A 14997-nucleotide genomic window follows, 5' to 3' on the forward strand; every position below is an offset into this window, starting at 1 on the left:
GCCGGGAGGAAGGCATTCTCAACACAGAAACCACCTTGAATGTACCGGCCTCCTCGCGGATAAATCCGCTCCTACGGACCGCTGATTCGCGACGAAGCAGGAACGTGTTGTGTCAGGCAGACCGCTATCGCGGCCTCGCGCCGCTCGTAAACTCCCACATCTAGTCGCGTGATCTAATGCGATTTTTGGGAGGCCCCAAAAACATGAAATCTCCTACGGAAATTAAAAGATTGGCGAGCCCGCTGTAACTAATTAGAATGATTCTCATTTTAATTGGCGACATGCGCAGTGGGCCGTTCAGCATGAGGCAAGCAGCAGGGCCGTCAGAGGCCACTCTGGAAAATTTCTACCGTGAGCACCGCAGCTGGCTGGAAAACTGGCTGCGGGCGCGACTGGGCAATGCGTGGGATGCCGCTGACCTGAGCCAGGATACGTTTGTCCGGGTTCTGGCCAGCCAGCACAGCGAACCGCTGACCCAACTGCGTGAACCCCGCGCGTATCTGCTGACGGTCGGCAAGCGCTTGCTGGTCAATCACTATCAGCGTCGCAGCCTTGAACAGGCTTATCTTCAGGCTTTGGCGACCTTGCCCGAAACCGTCATTCCGTCCCCCGAACAACGCTGGGTTCTGCTGGAAACCCTGCAAGCCCTGGATGAATTGCTCGACGCGTTGCCTCAGGCGGTGCGCCGGGCGTTTCTATGGGCGCAACTGGAAGGCTTGGGCTACGCGCAGATTGCGCAGCGGCTGAACGTGTCCGAACGCACCGTAAAACGTTACATGGCCCAGGCTTACACCCATTGCCTGATGGCCGAGCTGTGAGCAGTCTCGCGCCGTCGCGCCGGGTGGCCGAAGATGCCGCGTACTGGCTGGTGCTGCTGGAATCCGGCGCTGCCAGCGACGAAGACCGCGCGCAACTGCAACGCTGGCGCGAGCAGTGCCCCAGTCACGAACAGACCTGGCAAAAAGCCCAGGGGCTGCGCGGCAGATTTTCCGCACTGCCCGGCGAACTGGCACTGGCCAGCCTCGACCGCCCGACGCTTGGCCGCCGCACCGTCCTCAAGCGAACCTTGATCGTCGCCGCGCTGCTGCCTGGCGGCTGGCTGCTCAGCCAGCACGCCCCGGTGGCGGCATGGCGCGCTGATTTGCGCACGGTGGCCGGCGAGCGCAAGGAGTTGCGTCTGCCCGATGGCAGTCTGTTGCAACTGGATGCCGCCAGCGCGGTGAATATCGACGTTGCCACCCGCAGCCTCGCCCTGATCGAAGGCGAGCTGGCCTTGAATATGGCGGCGAACACGGCTGCCATCGCCATCGAAACCCCGGCAGGACGCATTCTGGCCAACGACGCCGAGCTTTGTGTGCGTCTGGACGGGCAGGGCTGTCGGGTTTCAGTCTGGCGCGGCAGTGTCGATCTGTTCCCGCAAAACGGCTTGAGCGCCCGCTTGCACGGCGGCCAGCAAACCACCATGAACGCCTCCTCCGTGGCGCCGTTGCACAGCTTCGACACCCGACAGCCAGGCTGGCGCGAAGGTGTGCTCAGCGTCGAAAACCAGCCCCTTGGGCTGTTCCTTGCCGAACTGAGCCGGTATCGGCCCGGTGTCCTGCGTTGGGAACCGGCGCTGGATGCCTTGAAAGTCACCGGCACCTTCCGCCTCGACGATACCGACAAGATCCTGTTGCTGCTGGCCGCCAGCCTGCCGGTGCAGGTGCAGACGCGCACCCGCTATTGGGTCACGCTGACGCCGCGCAAAATTTCTGCCTGAGCCGTGTCCCTTTTTTTGACCTCGCCTGTCATTGCTCTCAAGTGAACGAAATAAGAGAGTGTCCCGATGCCCGCAGTTTTTCTTCGACGTCTGCGCCTGACCCATCTGGGCATGCGTCCCTTGCTTCAAATGAGTTGCCACGCCAGCGTTCTGGTCGGGCTGGGTGCGGGTTCGGTGCTGGTCGCGCCGGCATGGGCCGAAGAGGGCGCCAGGCACAATTATCAGATCCCCGCCGGAAGCCTGAGCGCGGCATTGAACCGTTTTGCTGCGCAGGCCGGCGTCAGTCTTTCGGTTGATCCAGCCTTGGTCGCCGGTCGCAATACCGCCGGGCTGACGGGCGACTATGCGCCCCAGGAAGGTTTTGCCCGCCTGCTGCAAGGCACTGGCCTGCAATTGCAGCCGGTCGCCGATCAGTCCTACACCTTGATTGCAGCACCAACCAGCGAAAACGGCTCGATGCTGCTGCCGCAAACCTCCATTGACGGCAGCCGCTTTGATCAGCAGGGCGATGTGTACTCCGGTGGGCAAGTTACGCGGCGCGGCAATCAAGGCATGCTCGGCGATCATGACTTCATGGAAACGCCGTTCAACCTGACGTCCTACACCAGCACCACGGTAAAAAACCAGCAGGCGCGCACCTTGGGTGACGTGGTGGCCAACGATCCTTCGGTGCGTACCACCAACCCGGCCGGTGGTCGTTTTGAGCAGTTCTCCATTCGTGGCTTGAGCCTGTACAACAGCGACGTGTCGTTCGGCGGCCTGTATGGCGTGCTGCCGACGTATTCCATCGACATGGAGATGGTCGAACGCATTGATATCCTCAAAGGCCCCGGCGCATTGCTGGGCGGCATCGCACCCCGGGGCAGCGTGGGTGGCGGGATCAATATCGAGCCCAAACGCGCCGGCAAGGACCCGCTGACCGAATTCACCGGCAGCTATGCCTCAGCCGGCCAGTTCGGCGGCAGCATGGACATTGGCCGACGTTTTGGCGATGAACAGGAATACGGCGTGCGCTTCAATGGCGTGCGCCAGTCCGGTGATACCGAGTGGGACCATCAATCGGTGGAGCGCGAAGCGGCGGTGATCGGTCTGGATTTCAAGAAGGAGCGGGTGCGTCTGTCGCTGGACTTCGGCCGCTCCGAGCGCCACGGCGATGCGCCCATCGAACGCGTGGAAGTCGCCGCCGGGATAAAAATGCCCAAGGCCGAGGACATCCATCACAACTTCGCCCAACCCTGGACCTACGCGGATTCCAAGGACACCTTCGGCGCGGTGCGCGGCGAGTACGACGTCAGCGATTCATTGATGGTTTACGCGGCAGCCGGTGCGCGCAGTGGCGAGTACGACTTCCTGCGTCACGCGGTACAGGTCACCAACAGCAACGGCAATTTCAACATGACACCCCGGTCGTTTCAGCGCGATGAAGAGGTCAAGACCTTTACCGTTGGCGCGCGCAGCTGGTTCAACACCGGTCCGGTCGGGCATACGATCAACCTGAGTCTGAACCGCTTCGACATGGAGTTCGACAACAGCGGCGAGCGTTACCTGACCCGCGTCAGCAACCTCTACAATCCGGTGTTGCAGCCGTATCCCGGCGTGCCGAATCGCTTCGATACCTCGACCCAAACTGAAGATGTGTTCTCCAGTGCGGCGCTGGCCGATACCTTGAGCTTCTTTGATGATCGAGTGCTGTTGACCCTCGGCGCGCGGCTGCAACGGGTCGAAGTGGACGCCTATGCCAATGGCGTGCTCGGTCAGCAATATGATGAACAAGCCACGTCGCCAGCGGCGGGCCTGGTCATCAAGGCCACGGACAATATTTCCCTGTACGCCAACTACATCGAAGGTCTGAGCCAGGGCGAAACTGCGCCGACCACCGCGACCAACCGTGACGAAGTGTTTGCGCCGTACAAATCGAAACAGACCGAAGTCGGCGTCAAACTCGACATGGGCGGCTTCGCCACCACCTTGAGCGTGTTCCGCATCGAACAACCGAGCTACATCACCGACGCCAGCGGTAACTTCAAGCCTGATGGCGAACTGCGCAATCAAGGTGTCGAGCTGAACCTGTTTGGCGAATTGGCCAGCGATGTACGCCTGCTGGGCGGGGTGATGGTGCTCGACAGCGAGCAGACCAAAACCGCGCTGGGCCAATACGACGGCAAGCGTGGCACCGGTTCGCCGATCCTCAATGCCAACCTGGGACTGGAATACGACATCAATCGTCTGCCGGGGCTGACCTTGACGGCGCGGGCCATTCACACCGGTTCGCAGTACCTGGATCAAGCCAACGAGCAGAAAATCGATGCCTGGCAGCGCTACGATCTGGGCGGGCGTTACGCCTTCAAACTGGGCAGCAATCCGATCACCTTGCGGGCAGCTGTGGAGAACGTGCTCGACAAGACCTATTGGGCTTCCGCAGCGACTTCATCAGACGCAGCCGCCGGCTTGACCCTGTCAACGCCGCGAACCTGGCTGGTCTCGGCGACAGTGGGTTTCTAATCCGGGTTACGGCCGGCAAAGACTGCTGGCCCGCACCTTCAGCAGCGCCGGGAAACGATGGGATTGCACCGGTTCGCCGGCAATGCGCTTGAGCAGAGTTTCCACCGCATGCACGCCCTGGGCGTGCATGCTGGTGCTGATGCTGGTCAATTGCAGGTGCGCGGCCAGGGGGGTGTCGTTGTAGCCAACCACAGCAATATCGCGGCCGACCACCAGCCCGCGATTGCGCAGGGCGCCGAACAGGCCGATAGCCAGGAAGTCATTGACGGCGAAAATCGCCGTGGGCGGCTGCGGGTGAGCCAACAGGATTTCGCCGGTATTAAAGCCGGTCTGGGTATCGAAGTGACCGGGAATAATCCGCTCGGCGTCGATTTCGATACCTTGGCGCCGATAATACTCGACGAAACTGGCGGTGCGTTCCCTCGCGTTGCTGCTGTGGGGTTCACCGGCAATCACCGCCACACGCGTGTGACCCTGAGCGAATAAATGTTCGGCAACCAGCCAACCGCCCATCTCGTCGTCCGAGGTGATGGAGCAGTGTTGGCCACGGCGTCGGCTGACCAGTACGAACGGCACCTGGCGTTCTTCCAGCTCCTCAAGAAATCCCGCCTCATTCGTGCAGTGCACGTCACTGATGATCAGCCCGGCAACGTTGCGCGCCAATGCGCGCTCGGCCCGTTCGCGCTGACGTTCCGGCAGGTCCAGGGTGTTGGCGACGAATGACGTATAGCCCATGGCGCTGGCGGCTTCGTCGATGCCTTCATAGACCGTTGCCAACACAATGTCGGATAGCCTGGGCACCAGCACGCCTATCTCACGGCTACTCCGGGTTTTAAGAGACCGGGCATGGGTGTTGGGCTGGTAATCCAGGCTGGCCGCCAGCGCACGAATACGTTCGATGGTGTCTTTGGAGGCCGCGCGACCGGCGTGATCCAGCGTGCCGTTCAAGACACGCGAAACCGTTGATACATGGATATTGAGTTGCTGGGCGATACCGCGAAGCGTGGCCGGACGTCTGTTCATGGGGTACGCCTGAAAGTGCAGGTGAGCAGGGCGCCATGCTCGCATCAAGTCGGGTCGCTGCACAGACTCAGCCGATCCAGGATCAGCATGCGAGCCGTTGCGCCACGATGGAGCGTTGCGTACCAAAAGATTGCACGAACCACCGCGCAACACTACCCAAACGTTTGGGTAAAAATTCCACAGTGTTTATTGTTTGCCATAGGTTATTGAAAAATATGAAATTTCACGATCTTTGAACGCGCTGCGAAGCGGGTGACTAAAAAGTTGGTATGAGCATTGCGTTGAGCCTGTCAGCTCTCCTTACCTGACTGATGGGAAACTCGCCATGACGCATGCTTCAGAAACCCGCGCACGTAGTTTTACCCGGCTGGCCCTGGCCTGTTCGATTGCCGTTGGTGCTTTGTCGCCACTGGCCGCCATGGCCGAAAGCACTTTGCGCATCGCCATGACTGCAGCGGACATTCCGCTGACGCACGGTCAGCCAGATCAAGGGTATGAGGGTAACCGCTTCACCGGGATCACCATGTTCGATTCCCTGGTCGAGTGGGACCTGTCGCAAGGTGAGAAGCCCAGCACATTGATTCCAGGGCTGGCCACTGAATGGGCGGTCAAGCCGGACGATCACACCAAGTGGATCTTCAAGCTGCGTCCTGGCGTCAAGTTCCATGATGGCTCGGCGTTCAACGCCGATTCCGTGGTGTGGAACGTCAATAAAGTCCTCGACAAACAGGCCCCGCAATATGCGCCGGGCCAGATCGGCATGACCGTGTCGCGCATGCCGACCCTGCGCAGCGCGCAGAAAATCGATGACCTGACCGTCGAACTGACCACCAGCGAACCCGATGCGGTCCTGCCGTACAACCTGACCAACCTGTTCATGGCCTCACCGACGGCCTGGCAGAAAGATTTCGCCGCCGTTCCGGCGGCCACTACCGATCCGGCGGAGCGCTCGAAGCTGGCCTGGACGGCATTCGCCAGCCATTCCGTGGGTACCGGACCGTTCAAGATGGACCGCATGGTGCCGCGCCAGGAACTGGTGCTGGACAAGAATCCCGGCTATTGGGATCCCAAGCGCATCCCCAAGGTCGACCATGTGGTGCTGATTCCACTGCCTGAAGCCAATGCGCGGACCGCCGCGCTGTTGTCCGGCCAGGTGGACTGGATCGAAGCGCCCGCGCCGGATGCCATCGAGCAGATCAAGAGCAAGAAATTCAAGATCTACGCCAACGGCCAGCCGCACTTATGGCCATGGCAGTTCTCGTTCGCGCCGGGTTCGCCGTGGCTCGACAAACGCGTGCGTCAGGCGGCGAACCTGTGTCTGGATCGCAGCGAACTGAAAGCCTATCTGGGCGGTTTCATGCAGGAAGCCACGGGCATCTACGAGAAGGATTCGCCTTGGTACGGCAATCCGGATTTCAAGATCAAATATGACCAGGCCGCTGCGCAAAAACTCATGGCCGATGCGGGTTTCAGCAAGGATCACCCGGTCAAGGTGAAAGTCCTGACGTCGGCCTCCGGCTCGGGGCAGATGCAGCCGTTGCCGATGAACGAATACATCCAGCAGAGCCTCAAGGGCTGCTATTTCGACGTGGACATTGCCGTCACCGAATGGAACACCCTGTTCAGCGGCTGGCGTCTGGGTGCCAAAGACCCCGCAGCCCAGGGCGCCAACGCGATCAACGTCAGCGCGGCGGTCATGGACCCGTACTTCGGCATGGTGCGTTTCTCCAGTGAAAAAGCGTTCCCGCCGGTTTCCAACAACTGGGGTTTCTTTGCCTCGCCACACGTCGAGAAGTTGATCACCACGGTGCGCAATTCCTTCGATCCGAAGGCGCTGGACGAAGCGTCCGGCAAGCTGCATGCGGCGATTGTCGATGAAGTGCCGTTCCTGTTTGTCGCCCACGACGTGGGTCCACGGGCCATTTCGCCGAAAGTCACCGGCGTGGTCCAGCCGCAAAGCTGGTTCATCGACTTGTCGCTGGTCTCCAAGCAGGACTGAGACGCGCCGCAACACCCAATCAGCAGGACCGGCTTTAGCCGGGAGGGCGTCTCCCGACTAAAGCCGGTCCTGCGGAGTACGCGCGGTTGACGGCGTTTGCGTGATTGATCCAAGTGAGGAAACCTATGCTTGCCTATATCTTGCGCCGCGTATTGCTGGCGACCCCGATTCTGTTGGGCGTAGCGCTGGTGTGTTTCATGCTCGTGCATATGGCGCCCGGTGATCCGCTGGTGTCGGTAATGCCCCCGGATGCTTCCGAAGCGCTGCGCGAACAACTGGTTCAGGCTTATGGCTTCGACAAACCGTTGCCGGTGCAATTTGGCCTGTGGGTCTGGCATGCGGTGCATGGCGACCTCGGGATGTCCATCGCCAGCGGCCGTTCGGTGACCAGCGAAGTGCTCAACGCAGTGAGTTACTCATTGCGCCTGGCGGTGCTGGCGACCTTGTTCGGTTTCGTCCTCGGCAGCCTGTTCGGGTTTGTCGGCGGCTATTTTCAGGACAGCTGGCTGGACAAGATCGCCTCGGCGATTTCCGCCATCGGCGTCAGCGTGCCGCATTACTGGCTGGGCATGCTGATGGTCACCGTCTTCTCCTCGCAATTGGGCTGGCTGCCGGCTACCGGTGGCGGACCCATGGGCCAGTCGGCCTGGGCATGGGACTGGGCGCACTTTCAATTCATGATCCTGCCGGCGATTACCTTGTCGGTCATCCCTACCGGAATCATCGCCCGCACCGTGCGGGCCCAGGTGGCGGAAACCCTGTCCCAGGAATTCATCGTGGGGCTGCGCGCCAAGGGCCTGAGCGAATGGGGGCTGTTCCTGCATGTGGTCAAGAATGCTGCGCCGACCGCCATGGCGGTGATGGGGTTGCAGATCGGCTACCTGATGGGCGGCTCGATTCTGGTGGAAACCGTGTTCGCCTGGCCCGGCACCGGCCTGCTGCTCAATTCGGCGATTTTCCAGCGTGACCTGCCTTTGCTGCAGGGCACTATCTGGGTGCTGGCCTTGTTCTTCGTCACGCTGAATCTGCTGGTGGATATCCTGCAGACGCTGCTTGATCCACGTATCAAAAGGGGCTGAGCATGAACCTGTCGATTCTGCGACCGGCCGCGCCGGTCATCACCCCGGTTGAAAGCTCGCCGGGTTACTGGAGTGAAGTGTTCGGTCGGGTGCGGCGCGATCCGGTCGCCCTGGTGGTGTCGGCCGTTATCCTTGTCTTGCTGGTCCTCGCGGTGTTCGGCCCTTGGATCGTGCCGGGTGATCCGTTCACCACGTCGATGTTCAAACGTCTCAAGCCAATCGGCACCGAAGGCTTCCCGCTGGGTACTGACGAGCTGGGCCGTGACTTGCTGTCGCGCCTGATGCTGGGCGCGCGCCTGTCGTTGTTCATGGGCATCACGCCGGTGATTTTCGCGTTCTTCATTGGCGGCGCAATCGGCGTGATCGCCGGTTATTTTGGCGGCTGGCTTAACAGCCTGATCATGCGCACCGTGGACGTGTTTTATGCGTTCCCGTCGGTGTTGCTGGCCATCGCGTTTTCCGGGGCTTTAGGCGCCGGAGTGAACAACGCGCTGATCTCGCTGACCCTGGTGTTCGTGCCGCAAGTGGCGCGGATTGCCGAGTCCGTGACCACCCAGGTGCGCAATCGCGACTACATCGAAGCGGCGCGGGCTTCGGGCGCCGGATCCTTCACCATCATTCGTACCCAAGTGCTGGGCAACGTGCTGGGGCCGATCTTTGTCTTCACCACCGGTTTGATCTCGGTGTCGATGATCCTCGCGTCGGGCCTGTCCTTCCTCGGCCTGGGCGTTACGCCGCCGGAGCCGGAATGGGGCCTGATGCTCAATACCCTGCGCACCGCCATCTATACCCAGCCGCTGGTATCCGCGTTGCCGGGAGCGATGATCTTCATCACCTCGATTTCTTTCAACGTGCTGGCCGACCGCTTGCGGGCGGCCATGGCGATCAGGAGCTGACGATGACCAAGCGCGATATTGGCGGTCCAGCGCAGCCACTGCTGAAAGTGGAAAAACTGGTCAAACACTTCCCGGTCAAAGGCGGCCTGGGCAAACGCAGTGTGGTTCGCGCCGTCGACGGCATCGATTTCGTGGTGCACAAGGGCGAGACGCTCGGTGTAGTCGGCGAATCAGGCTGCGGCAAATCCACCACGGCCCGCTTGTTGATGCAGTTGATCGAACATGACAGCGGCGAACTGGTGTTCGACGCCATGAGCGTGGGTGGACATCAATTGCCCTTGCGTGATTATCGGCGGCAGGTGCAGATGGTGTTCCAGGACAGCTATTCGTCACTGAATCCGCGCCTGACCATGGAACAGTCCGTGGCGTTCGGACCTTCAGTACACGGTGTCAGCCAGCGTGAATCCCTGCAGCGGGCGCGGGATCTTCTGGGTCGCGTGGGGCTTGAGCCAACACGTTTCGCCGGGCGCTATGCTCACGAACTGTCCGGCGGGCAGCGCCAGCGGGTCAACATTGCCCGCGCCCTGGCGGTGGACCCGCGTCTGGTGATTCTCGACGAAGCGGTGTCGGCGCTGGACAAGTCGGTGGAAGCCCAGGTGTTGAACCTGTTGCTTGACCTCAAGGACAGCCTGCAACTGACGTACGTGTTCATCAGCCATGATTTGCACGTGGTGCGCTATTTGTCCGACCGGATCATGGTCATGTACCTGGGGGAAATTGTCGAAGTCGGGCCTGCCGAAGCGCTGTTTTCCGAGGCGCAGCATCCGTACACACAGGCGCTGCTGACCTCCATGCCGTCCATGGACCCGGCCAGACGCACGTTGGTTTCGCCGCTTTCGGGCGACCCACCGAGCCCTATCGATCCGCCGTCCGGCTGCCGTTTCCATACGCGCTGCCCCCATGCTGAAACCATCTGCGGGCAAACCGCGCCGCAACTGACCATGACCGGCACTGAGCATTTTGCCGCGTGCCTGATGGTCCAGCCGGGGGCAGGGCACAGCCAGAGTCCATCGGCGCAGTTGATCTACACAGGAGCCTCGGCATGAGCGAACAACCCATGGTTGCCGTGCGCGACCTCAAGGTCCGTTTCAAACGCGGCGGGCAGACCTTGTCGGCAGTCAACGGCGTCAGCCTGTCGGTCGCACGGGGCGAAGTGCTGGCGCTGATCGGCGAATCCGGCTCCGGTAAAAGCGTGACGTTGCGCGCCCTGATGCGCCTGCATTCCGAACGTTCCACGAGCATCGAAGGGCAGATCGAAATTGCCGGACAGAACCTCATGGCGTTGTCGCGCAGTCAGTTGCAGGCGCTGCGCGGGCCGGTGGCGGCAATGATTTTTCAGGAGCCGCTGTTGGCGCTGGACCCGGTCTACACCATCGGCCAGCAGATCGTCGAAGCGCTGCGTCGTCATCGACCGATGTCCAGGGCCGATGCCCGTGCGGCGGCGTTGGAAGCCTTGCGCAGCGTGCGTATTCCCAGCCCGGAACAGCGTCTGGATGCCTACCCGCACGAAATGTCCGGCGGCATGCGTCAACGGGCAATGATTGCGCTGGCGCTGGCCTGTAAACCACAGATTCTGCTCGCCGACGAACCCACCACCGCGCTGGACGCCACGGTGCAGATCCAGATTCTGATCCTGTTGCGCGAGCTGCAGCAGGCCCTCGGTCTGTCGATCATCTTCGTCACTCACGACATTGGCGCGGCCGTTGAAGTCGCTGATCGGGTCGCCGTCATGTACGGCGGTCGCATCGTCGAGCAGGCACCTTTGGCCGAGCTGCTGGAAAACCCGCAGCACCCGTATACGCAGGTGTTGCTGGGCACGCGGCCCAAGGACGGCCTGCGCAAGGGCGAGCGCTTGATCAGTATTCCCGGTGCGCCGCCGGACCTGGCCAACCTGCCGGCCGGTTGTGCATTCGCCCCCCGTTGCCCGCGCTCCAGCGACCTGTGTCGCAGTGTCGTGCCGGCCATCGAAGACGTCATTCCCGACCATTCAGTGAGCTGCCACCACTGGAATCAGGTCCCCGTTCAACCTCTTTGCGAGTCCCTGTCATGACTGATTCTGCGTTTGCCTTGATGCCATACCCGGCGGTCGAAGTGCCCCGTGCGCCCAGCGGGCCATTGGCCGGATTGACCTTTGCCGCCAAGGACCTGTTCGACGTCGCCGGTTACCCAACGGGCGGCGGCAACCCTCATGTATTGGCGATGTCGGGGATCAAAACCACCACTGCGCCGACTATTCAACGCTTGCTGGATGCGGGTGCCGAGTTGATCGGCAAGGCCCACACCAACGAGATGGCGTTTTCCATGAGCGGCAAGAACGCGCATTACGGCACGCCACGCAACGGCGCGGCCCACGACCGCATTCCCGGGGGCTCATCTTCGGGATCGGCATCGGCGGTTTCCAACGGTTTGTGCGACTTCGCCATGGGCAGCGACACCGGCGGTTCGGTGCGCACCCCCGCCAGTTATTGCGGGTTGTTCGGCTTGCGGCCGAGTCATGGTCGCCTCTCTCTGGAAAATACCCAGGCCCTGTGCGAAAGCATGGACACCGCCGGTTATTTCACCCGCGACGCCAAGGTATTTGGTCTGGTGGGCGAGTGCCTGCTGGGGGAGGATTCCGCGCCTTTGCCGGAACAGCCGCAATTGGTGACCAGTGAGGCGTTGTTCGGGATGTTGCCGGATGCTTCCCTCGACGCTTTGGCGCCAGCCTTGGCGCAAATCGAGGCTGCTTGCGGCCCGCTGGAGCAGCTGCAAGGCGAGCTGCCTTCGCTAACCGATGCTTATTGGGCGTTTCGCTACATTCAGGGCCGCGAAGCGTGGCTGGCGCAGGGAGAGTTCATCGAACAAAACGGCTTGTGCCTCGGTCCCGATGTAGCGGCGCGTTTCGCCTGGTCGAAGGCCGTCACCGACGCGCAATACAACGACGCCTGCGCGTTGCGTGAACGCTTTGCGGCCAGCTGGAACGCACTGCTGGGTGATCGCGTGCTGGTCATGCCGACGGTGCCGGACATCGCGCCGCTGCTCAGCGCCAAGGATGAAGAAATCGAGCAGACCCGGCAGATTTCTCATCACCTGCTGGCCATTTCCGTGCTATGCCGCACCCCGCAGTTGAGCATGCCCCTGGTAAACAAGGATGGAGTGCCGCTGGGCATCTCGCTGATGGGGCCGAGGGGCAGCGATTTGAGCCTGGTCAAACTGGCAGTGAAGATTGCCGGGTAAGAAAAATTCCTGAAGCGCACATGGCCTGTTGGCGCGAGTGGGCAAGCCTCGCTCCTACGGTCCTCAAATGGAGAACACCCATGAACACCCCAATCAGTCCGGATCTTTTCACCACTGACGCGCCGCTGATCAACAGCCAGCGCCTCTGGCAATCACTGATGGATCTCGCGCAACTGGGTGCGACGGTCAAAGGTGGTGTCTGTCGCCTGGCGCTGACCGATCTGGATCGTCAGGCCCGGGATCTGTTCGTCAAGTGGTGCGAAGAGGCCGGCTGCACAGTGACCGTCGATGCAATCGGCAATATTTTCGCGCGCCGGCCCGGCAGCGATTTGCAGCGCGCACCGGTCATGACTGGCAGCCATATCGACACGCAACCCACCGGCGGCAAGTTTGACGGCTGTTTCGGCGTCATGGCCGGACTGGAAGTGATCCGCACCCTGAACGACCTCAGTCTGCAAACCACAGCGCCCATCGAAGTTGTGGTGTGGACCAATGAAGAAGGCTCGCGTTTTCCGCCCTGCATGATGGGCTCCGGAGTGTTTGCCGGTAAGCTCGACCTGGCCGAGACCCTGGCCAAACAGGACGAGCAAGGTCTGGTGGTGGGGGAAGAACTGCGACGTATCGGTTACGCCGGCAGTCGTGCCGTGCTTGGCCATCCCGTGGGCGCGTACTTTGAAGCACACATCGAGCAGGGCCCGATTCTCGAAGATCAGCGCAAGACCATCGGCGTGGTCATGGGCTGCCTGGGCCAGAAATGGTTTGACCTGACGCTCAGCGGCGTCGAGGCCCACGCCGGTCCGACGCCGATGTCATTGCGCAAAGACGCGCTGGTCGGTGCCGCGCATGTGGTCACCGCCGTCAACCGTATCGCCAATGCCAACCAGCCTCACGCCTGCGGGACAGTTGGCTGCCTGAACCTTCATCCGGGCTCGCGCAATGTGATCCCCGGCGAGGTGAAGATGACCATCGATTTCCGGCATCTGCACAGCGACAGATTGCAGGCCATGGTCGACGAGCTGGGCCAGGCCATCGAAGAGGCCTGCGTTGACAATGGCCTGACTTATGAGCTGACGCCCACCGCAGACTTTCCGCCGCTGGATTTCGCCAGCCGCTGCGTTGATGCAGTGCGTGACGGTGCGCAACAGTTGGGCCTGAGCCATATGGACATCGTCAGCGGTGCCGGACATGACGCCATTTTCATCGCCGAACTGGGGCCCGCCGGGATGATTTTTGTGCCGTGCGAAGGCGGCATCAGCCATAACGAAATCGAAAACGCCACGCCGGAAGATCTGGCCGCCGGTTGTGCGGTGCTGCTCCGGGCGATGGTCAGTGCTGCGATGTAGGGTTCGGCGTTTGGTTTAAATCGTAGGAGCGAATTTATTCGCGAAGGCGTCAGCCCTGACACCGCGTTGCGTCAGGTAGATATCGGCCAATCGAACCGGCGCCCTCCCGGATAAATCCGGTCCTACGTTCCTTCAGTCAGCATCGTTGTCATTCACCGTCGGCTAATCACCACTTCCAGGTATTCGCTGGGCACCACCAAAGAAGACTCACCGGCGCGGTTCAGGCGGGTCAGCAACTCGGTCAGGTCGCGCTCCAAGGCCACCGCGCCTTCGGGCGGGAGTGTGGCAAAGGCTTTGTGCACCGGGCCGTACCAGGTGCGGAAGACTTCGATGAAATGCGCCGGCGAGCGGTAACGAAAGTTGAACTCGCGACGCGTCACGTTTATCGCTGCGGCGTTATCGCCAAACAGTTCCTTCAAGTGCTCTTCCACCCCCCACAGCGAAGGTGGTTTGACGCCGGCCGGCGGCGGCAGGTGTTTGCCCAGGGTCTTGAACATTTGCCCGACGAAACCTTCCGGTGTCCAGTTGGCCAGGCCGATGCGTCCGCCGGAACGGCACACCCGGGCCATTTGCGCTGCGGCGCGCGGCTGATCGGGGGTGAACATCACGCCGAAGGTGGATAACACGGCATCGAATGACGCGTCTTCAAAGGGCAGCGCTTCGGCGTCGGCCTCCAGGAAGCTAACGTCGAAATGCTCGGCACGGCTGCGCTCGCGGCCGCGTTCGAGCAGGCCACCAACGTAGTCGGTTGAGGTTACAACGCAGCCACGTCGCGCTGCGGCGAGGGTCGCGTTGCCATTGCCGGCCGCGACGTCGAGGACGCGTTCGTCATAACGAAGGTCGCAGGCTTCGGCCAGCAATTCGCCGACCAGTTGCAGCGTTGTGCCGATCACGGCGTAATCGCCGCTGGCCCACGCTGTCATCTGGCGGCTTTTCAATGCTTGTAGATCGAGTGGTTCACTCATGATCGCGCTTCCTGTCTTGCCAATGCAGGTTTGCCAGACGGGTCGGCAGGGCGCAGACAACCAGGTAACAACGTGAACCTGCAGCGACGGCAATCCGTGCTGACGGAACGATAGACTTAGCCGCTTGAGCCCGGTATTTGGCAAGCGCCTCCAGCCCTGAGGATAGAACACTTGGTGCTAGGCATATAACTGGCGGAGCTAGCGTTACAGCGGGT

Annotated in this window: 12 protein-coding genes; 10 read left to right on the forward strand and 2 right to left on the reverse strand. The window is 61.5% G+C overall.

Features of this window, described 5'->3' with window-relative positions; all coding sequences use genetic code 11:
• The first annotated feature begins 302 nt into the window (after positions 1 to 302).
• The 3 genes from CFII64_RS06355 to CFII64_RS06365 all read left to right on the forward strand — a co-directional run bounded on the left by CFII64_RS06355 (position 303) and on the right by CFII64_RS06365 (position 4261).
• Entirely contained in the window at positions 303 to 818 is a 516-nt protein-coding gene (locus CFII64_RS06355; protein WP_044901221.1) for a sigma-70 family RNA polymerase sigma factor, read from the forward strand.
• Positions 815 to 1759, forward strand: coding sequence for a FecR domain-containing protein (locus CFII64_RS06360; RefSeq protein WP_020289957.1), 945 nt, complete (start codon positions 815 to 817; stop codon positions 1757 to 1759). Before CFII64_RS06355 ends, CFII64_RS06360 begins: the two co-directional genes overlap by 4 nt.
• A 66-nt stretch (positions 1760 to 1825) precedes the next feature.
• On the forward strand, positions 1826 to 4261 hold the full coding sequence (locus tag CFII64_RS06365) for a TonB-dependent receptor (protein ID WP_020289958.1): 2436 nt from the start codon (positions 1826 to 1828) through the stop codon (positions 4259 to 4261).
• A gap of 6 nt (positions 4262 to 4267) precedes the next feature.
• Here the strand turns inward: CFII64_RS06365 and CFII64_RS06370 are convergent, their stop codons facing one another.
• Positions 4268 to 5284, reverse strand: coding sequence for a LacI family DNA-binding transcriptional regulator (locus CFII64_RS06370; RefSeq protein WP_020289959.1), 1017 nt, complete (start codon positions 5282 to 5284; stop codon positions 4268 to 4270).
• Positions 5285 to 5609: 325 nt separating this feature from the next.
• Here CFII64_RS06370 and CFII64_RS06375 point away from each other — a divergent pair, with 325 nt between their 5' ends.
• From CFII64_RS06375 to CFII64_RS06405, 7 genes are all read left to right on the forward strand, one after another.
• Complete coding sequence (locus CFII64_RS06375) at positions 5610 to 7283, forward strand: ABC transporter substrate-binding protein (protein ID WP_020289960.1); 1674 nt, start codon at positions 5610 to 5612, stop codon at positions 7281 to 7283.
• Positions 7284 to 7408: 125 nt separating this feature from the next.
• The gene (locus tag CFII64_RS06380; RefSeq protein WP_020289961.1) at positions 7409 to 8362 is read left to right on the forward strand and encodes an ABC transporter permease; all 954 of its coding nucleotides are present in this window, start codon (positions 7409 to 7411) and stop codon (positions 8360 to 8362) included.
• 2 nt (positions 8363 to 8364) lie between these two features.
• Positions 8365 to 9258: an ABC transporter permease gene (locus tag CFII64_RS06385; RefSeq protein ID WP_020289962.1), complete on the forward strand. Its 894-nt coding sequence runs from the start codon at positions 8365 to 8367 to the stop codon at positions 9256 to 9258.
• 2 nt (positions 9259 to 9260) lie between these two features.
• Positions 9261 to 10304, forward strand: a complete 1044-nt coding sequence (locus CFII64_RS06390) for an ABC transporter ATP-binding protein (protein ID WP_020289963.1) — start codon at positions 9261 to 9263, stop codon at positions 10302 to 10304.
• The gene (locus CFII64_RS06395; protein WP_020289964.1) at positions 10301 to 11308 is read left to right on the forward strand and encodes an ABC transporter ATP-binding protein; all 1008 of its coding nucleotides are present in this window, start codon (positions 10301 to 10303) and stop codon (positions 11306 to 11308) included. The genes CFII64_RS06390 and CFII64_RS06395 overlap by 4 nt, the downstream gene beginning before the upstream one ends.
• On the forward strand, positions 11305 to 12474 hold the full coding sequence (locus tag CFII64_RS06400) for an amidase (protein WP_020289965.1): 1170 nt from the start codon (positions 11305 to 11307) through the stop codon (positions 12472 to 12474). The genes CFII64_RS06395 and CFII64_RS06400 overlap by 4 nt, the downstream gene beginning before the upstream one ends.
• 80 nt (positions 12475 to 12554) lie before the next feature.
• Entirely contained in the window at positions 12555 to 13817 is a 1263-nt protein-coding gene (locus tag CFII64_RS06405) for a Zn-dependent hydrolase (protein WP_020289966.1), read from the forward strand.
• Between the two features lie 152 nt (positions 13818 to 13969).
• On the opposite strand, the gene CFII64_RS06410 is transcribed toward CFII64_RS06405, so the two are convergent.
• On the reverse strand, positions 13970 to 14782 hold the full coding sequence (locus CFII64_RS06410; RefSeq protein ID WP_020289967.1) for a class I SAM-dependent methyltransferase: 813 nt from the start codon (positions 14780 to 14782) through the stop codon (positions 13970 to 13972).
• Between the last annotated feature and the right edge of the window lie 215 nt (positions 14783 to 14997).

The sequence above is a fragment of the Pseudomonas sp. CFII64 genome (genome assembly GCF_000416235.1).
Classification (GTDB): domain Bacteria; phylum Pseudomonadota; class Gammaproteobacteria; order Pseudomonadales; family Pseudomonadaceae; genus Aquipseudomonas.

Coding starts and splice junctions, on each gene's coding strand:
- CFII64_RS06395 (WP_020289964.1), top strand. CDS start 10,301: ATGAGCGAACAACCCATGGTTGCCGTGCGCGACCTCAAGGTCCGTTTC.
- CFII64_RS06405 (WP_020289966.1), top strand. CDS start 12,555: ATGAACACCCCAATCAGTCCGGATCTTTTCACCACTGACGCGCCGCTG.
- CFII64_RS06410 (WP_020289967.1), bottom strand. CDS start 14,782: ATGAGTGAACCACTCGATCTACAAGCATTGAAAAGCCGCCAGATGACA.
- CFII64_RS06375 (WP_020289960.1), top strand. CDS start 5,610: ATGACGCATGCTTCAGAAACCCGCGCACGTAGTTTTACCCGGCTGGCC.
- CFII64_RS06380 (WP_020289961.1), top strand. CDS start 7,409: ATGCTTGCCTATATCTTGCGCCGCGTATTGCTGGCGACCCCGATTCTG.
- CFII64_RS06355 (WP_044901221.1), top strand. CDS start 303: ATGAGGCAAGCAGCAGGGCCGTCAGAGGCCACTCTGGAAAATTTCTAC.
- CFII64_RS06365 (WP_020289958.1), top strand. CDS start 1,826: ATGCCCGCAGTTTTTCTTCGACGTCTGCGCCTGACCCATCTGGGCATG.
- CFII64_RS06385 (WP_020289962.1), top strand. CDS start 8,365: ATGAACCTGTCGATTCTGCGACCGGCCGCGCCGGTCATCACCCCGGTT.
- CFII64_RS06400 (WP_020289965.1), top strand. CDS start 11,305: ATGACTGATTCTGCGTTTGCCTTGATGCCATACCCGGCGGTCGAAGTG.
- CFII64_RS06390 (WP_020289963.1), top strand. CDS start 9,261: ATGACCAAGCGCGATATTGGCGGTCCAGCGCAGCCACTGCTGAAAGTG.
- CFII64_RS06370 (WP_020289959.1), bottom strand. CDS start 5,284: ATGAACAGACGTCCGGCCACGCTTCGCGGTATCGCCCAGCAACTCAAT.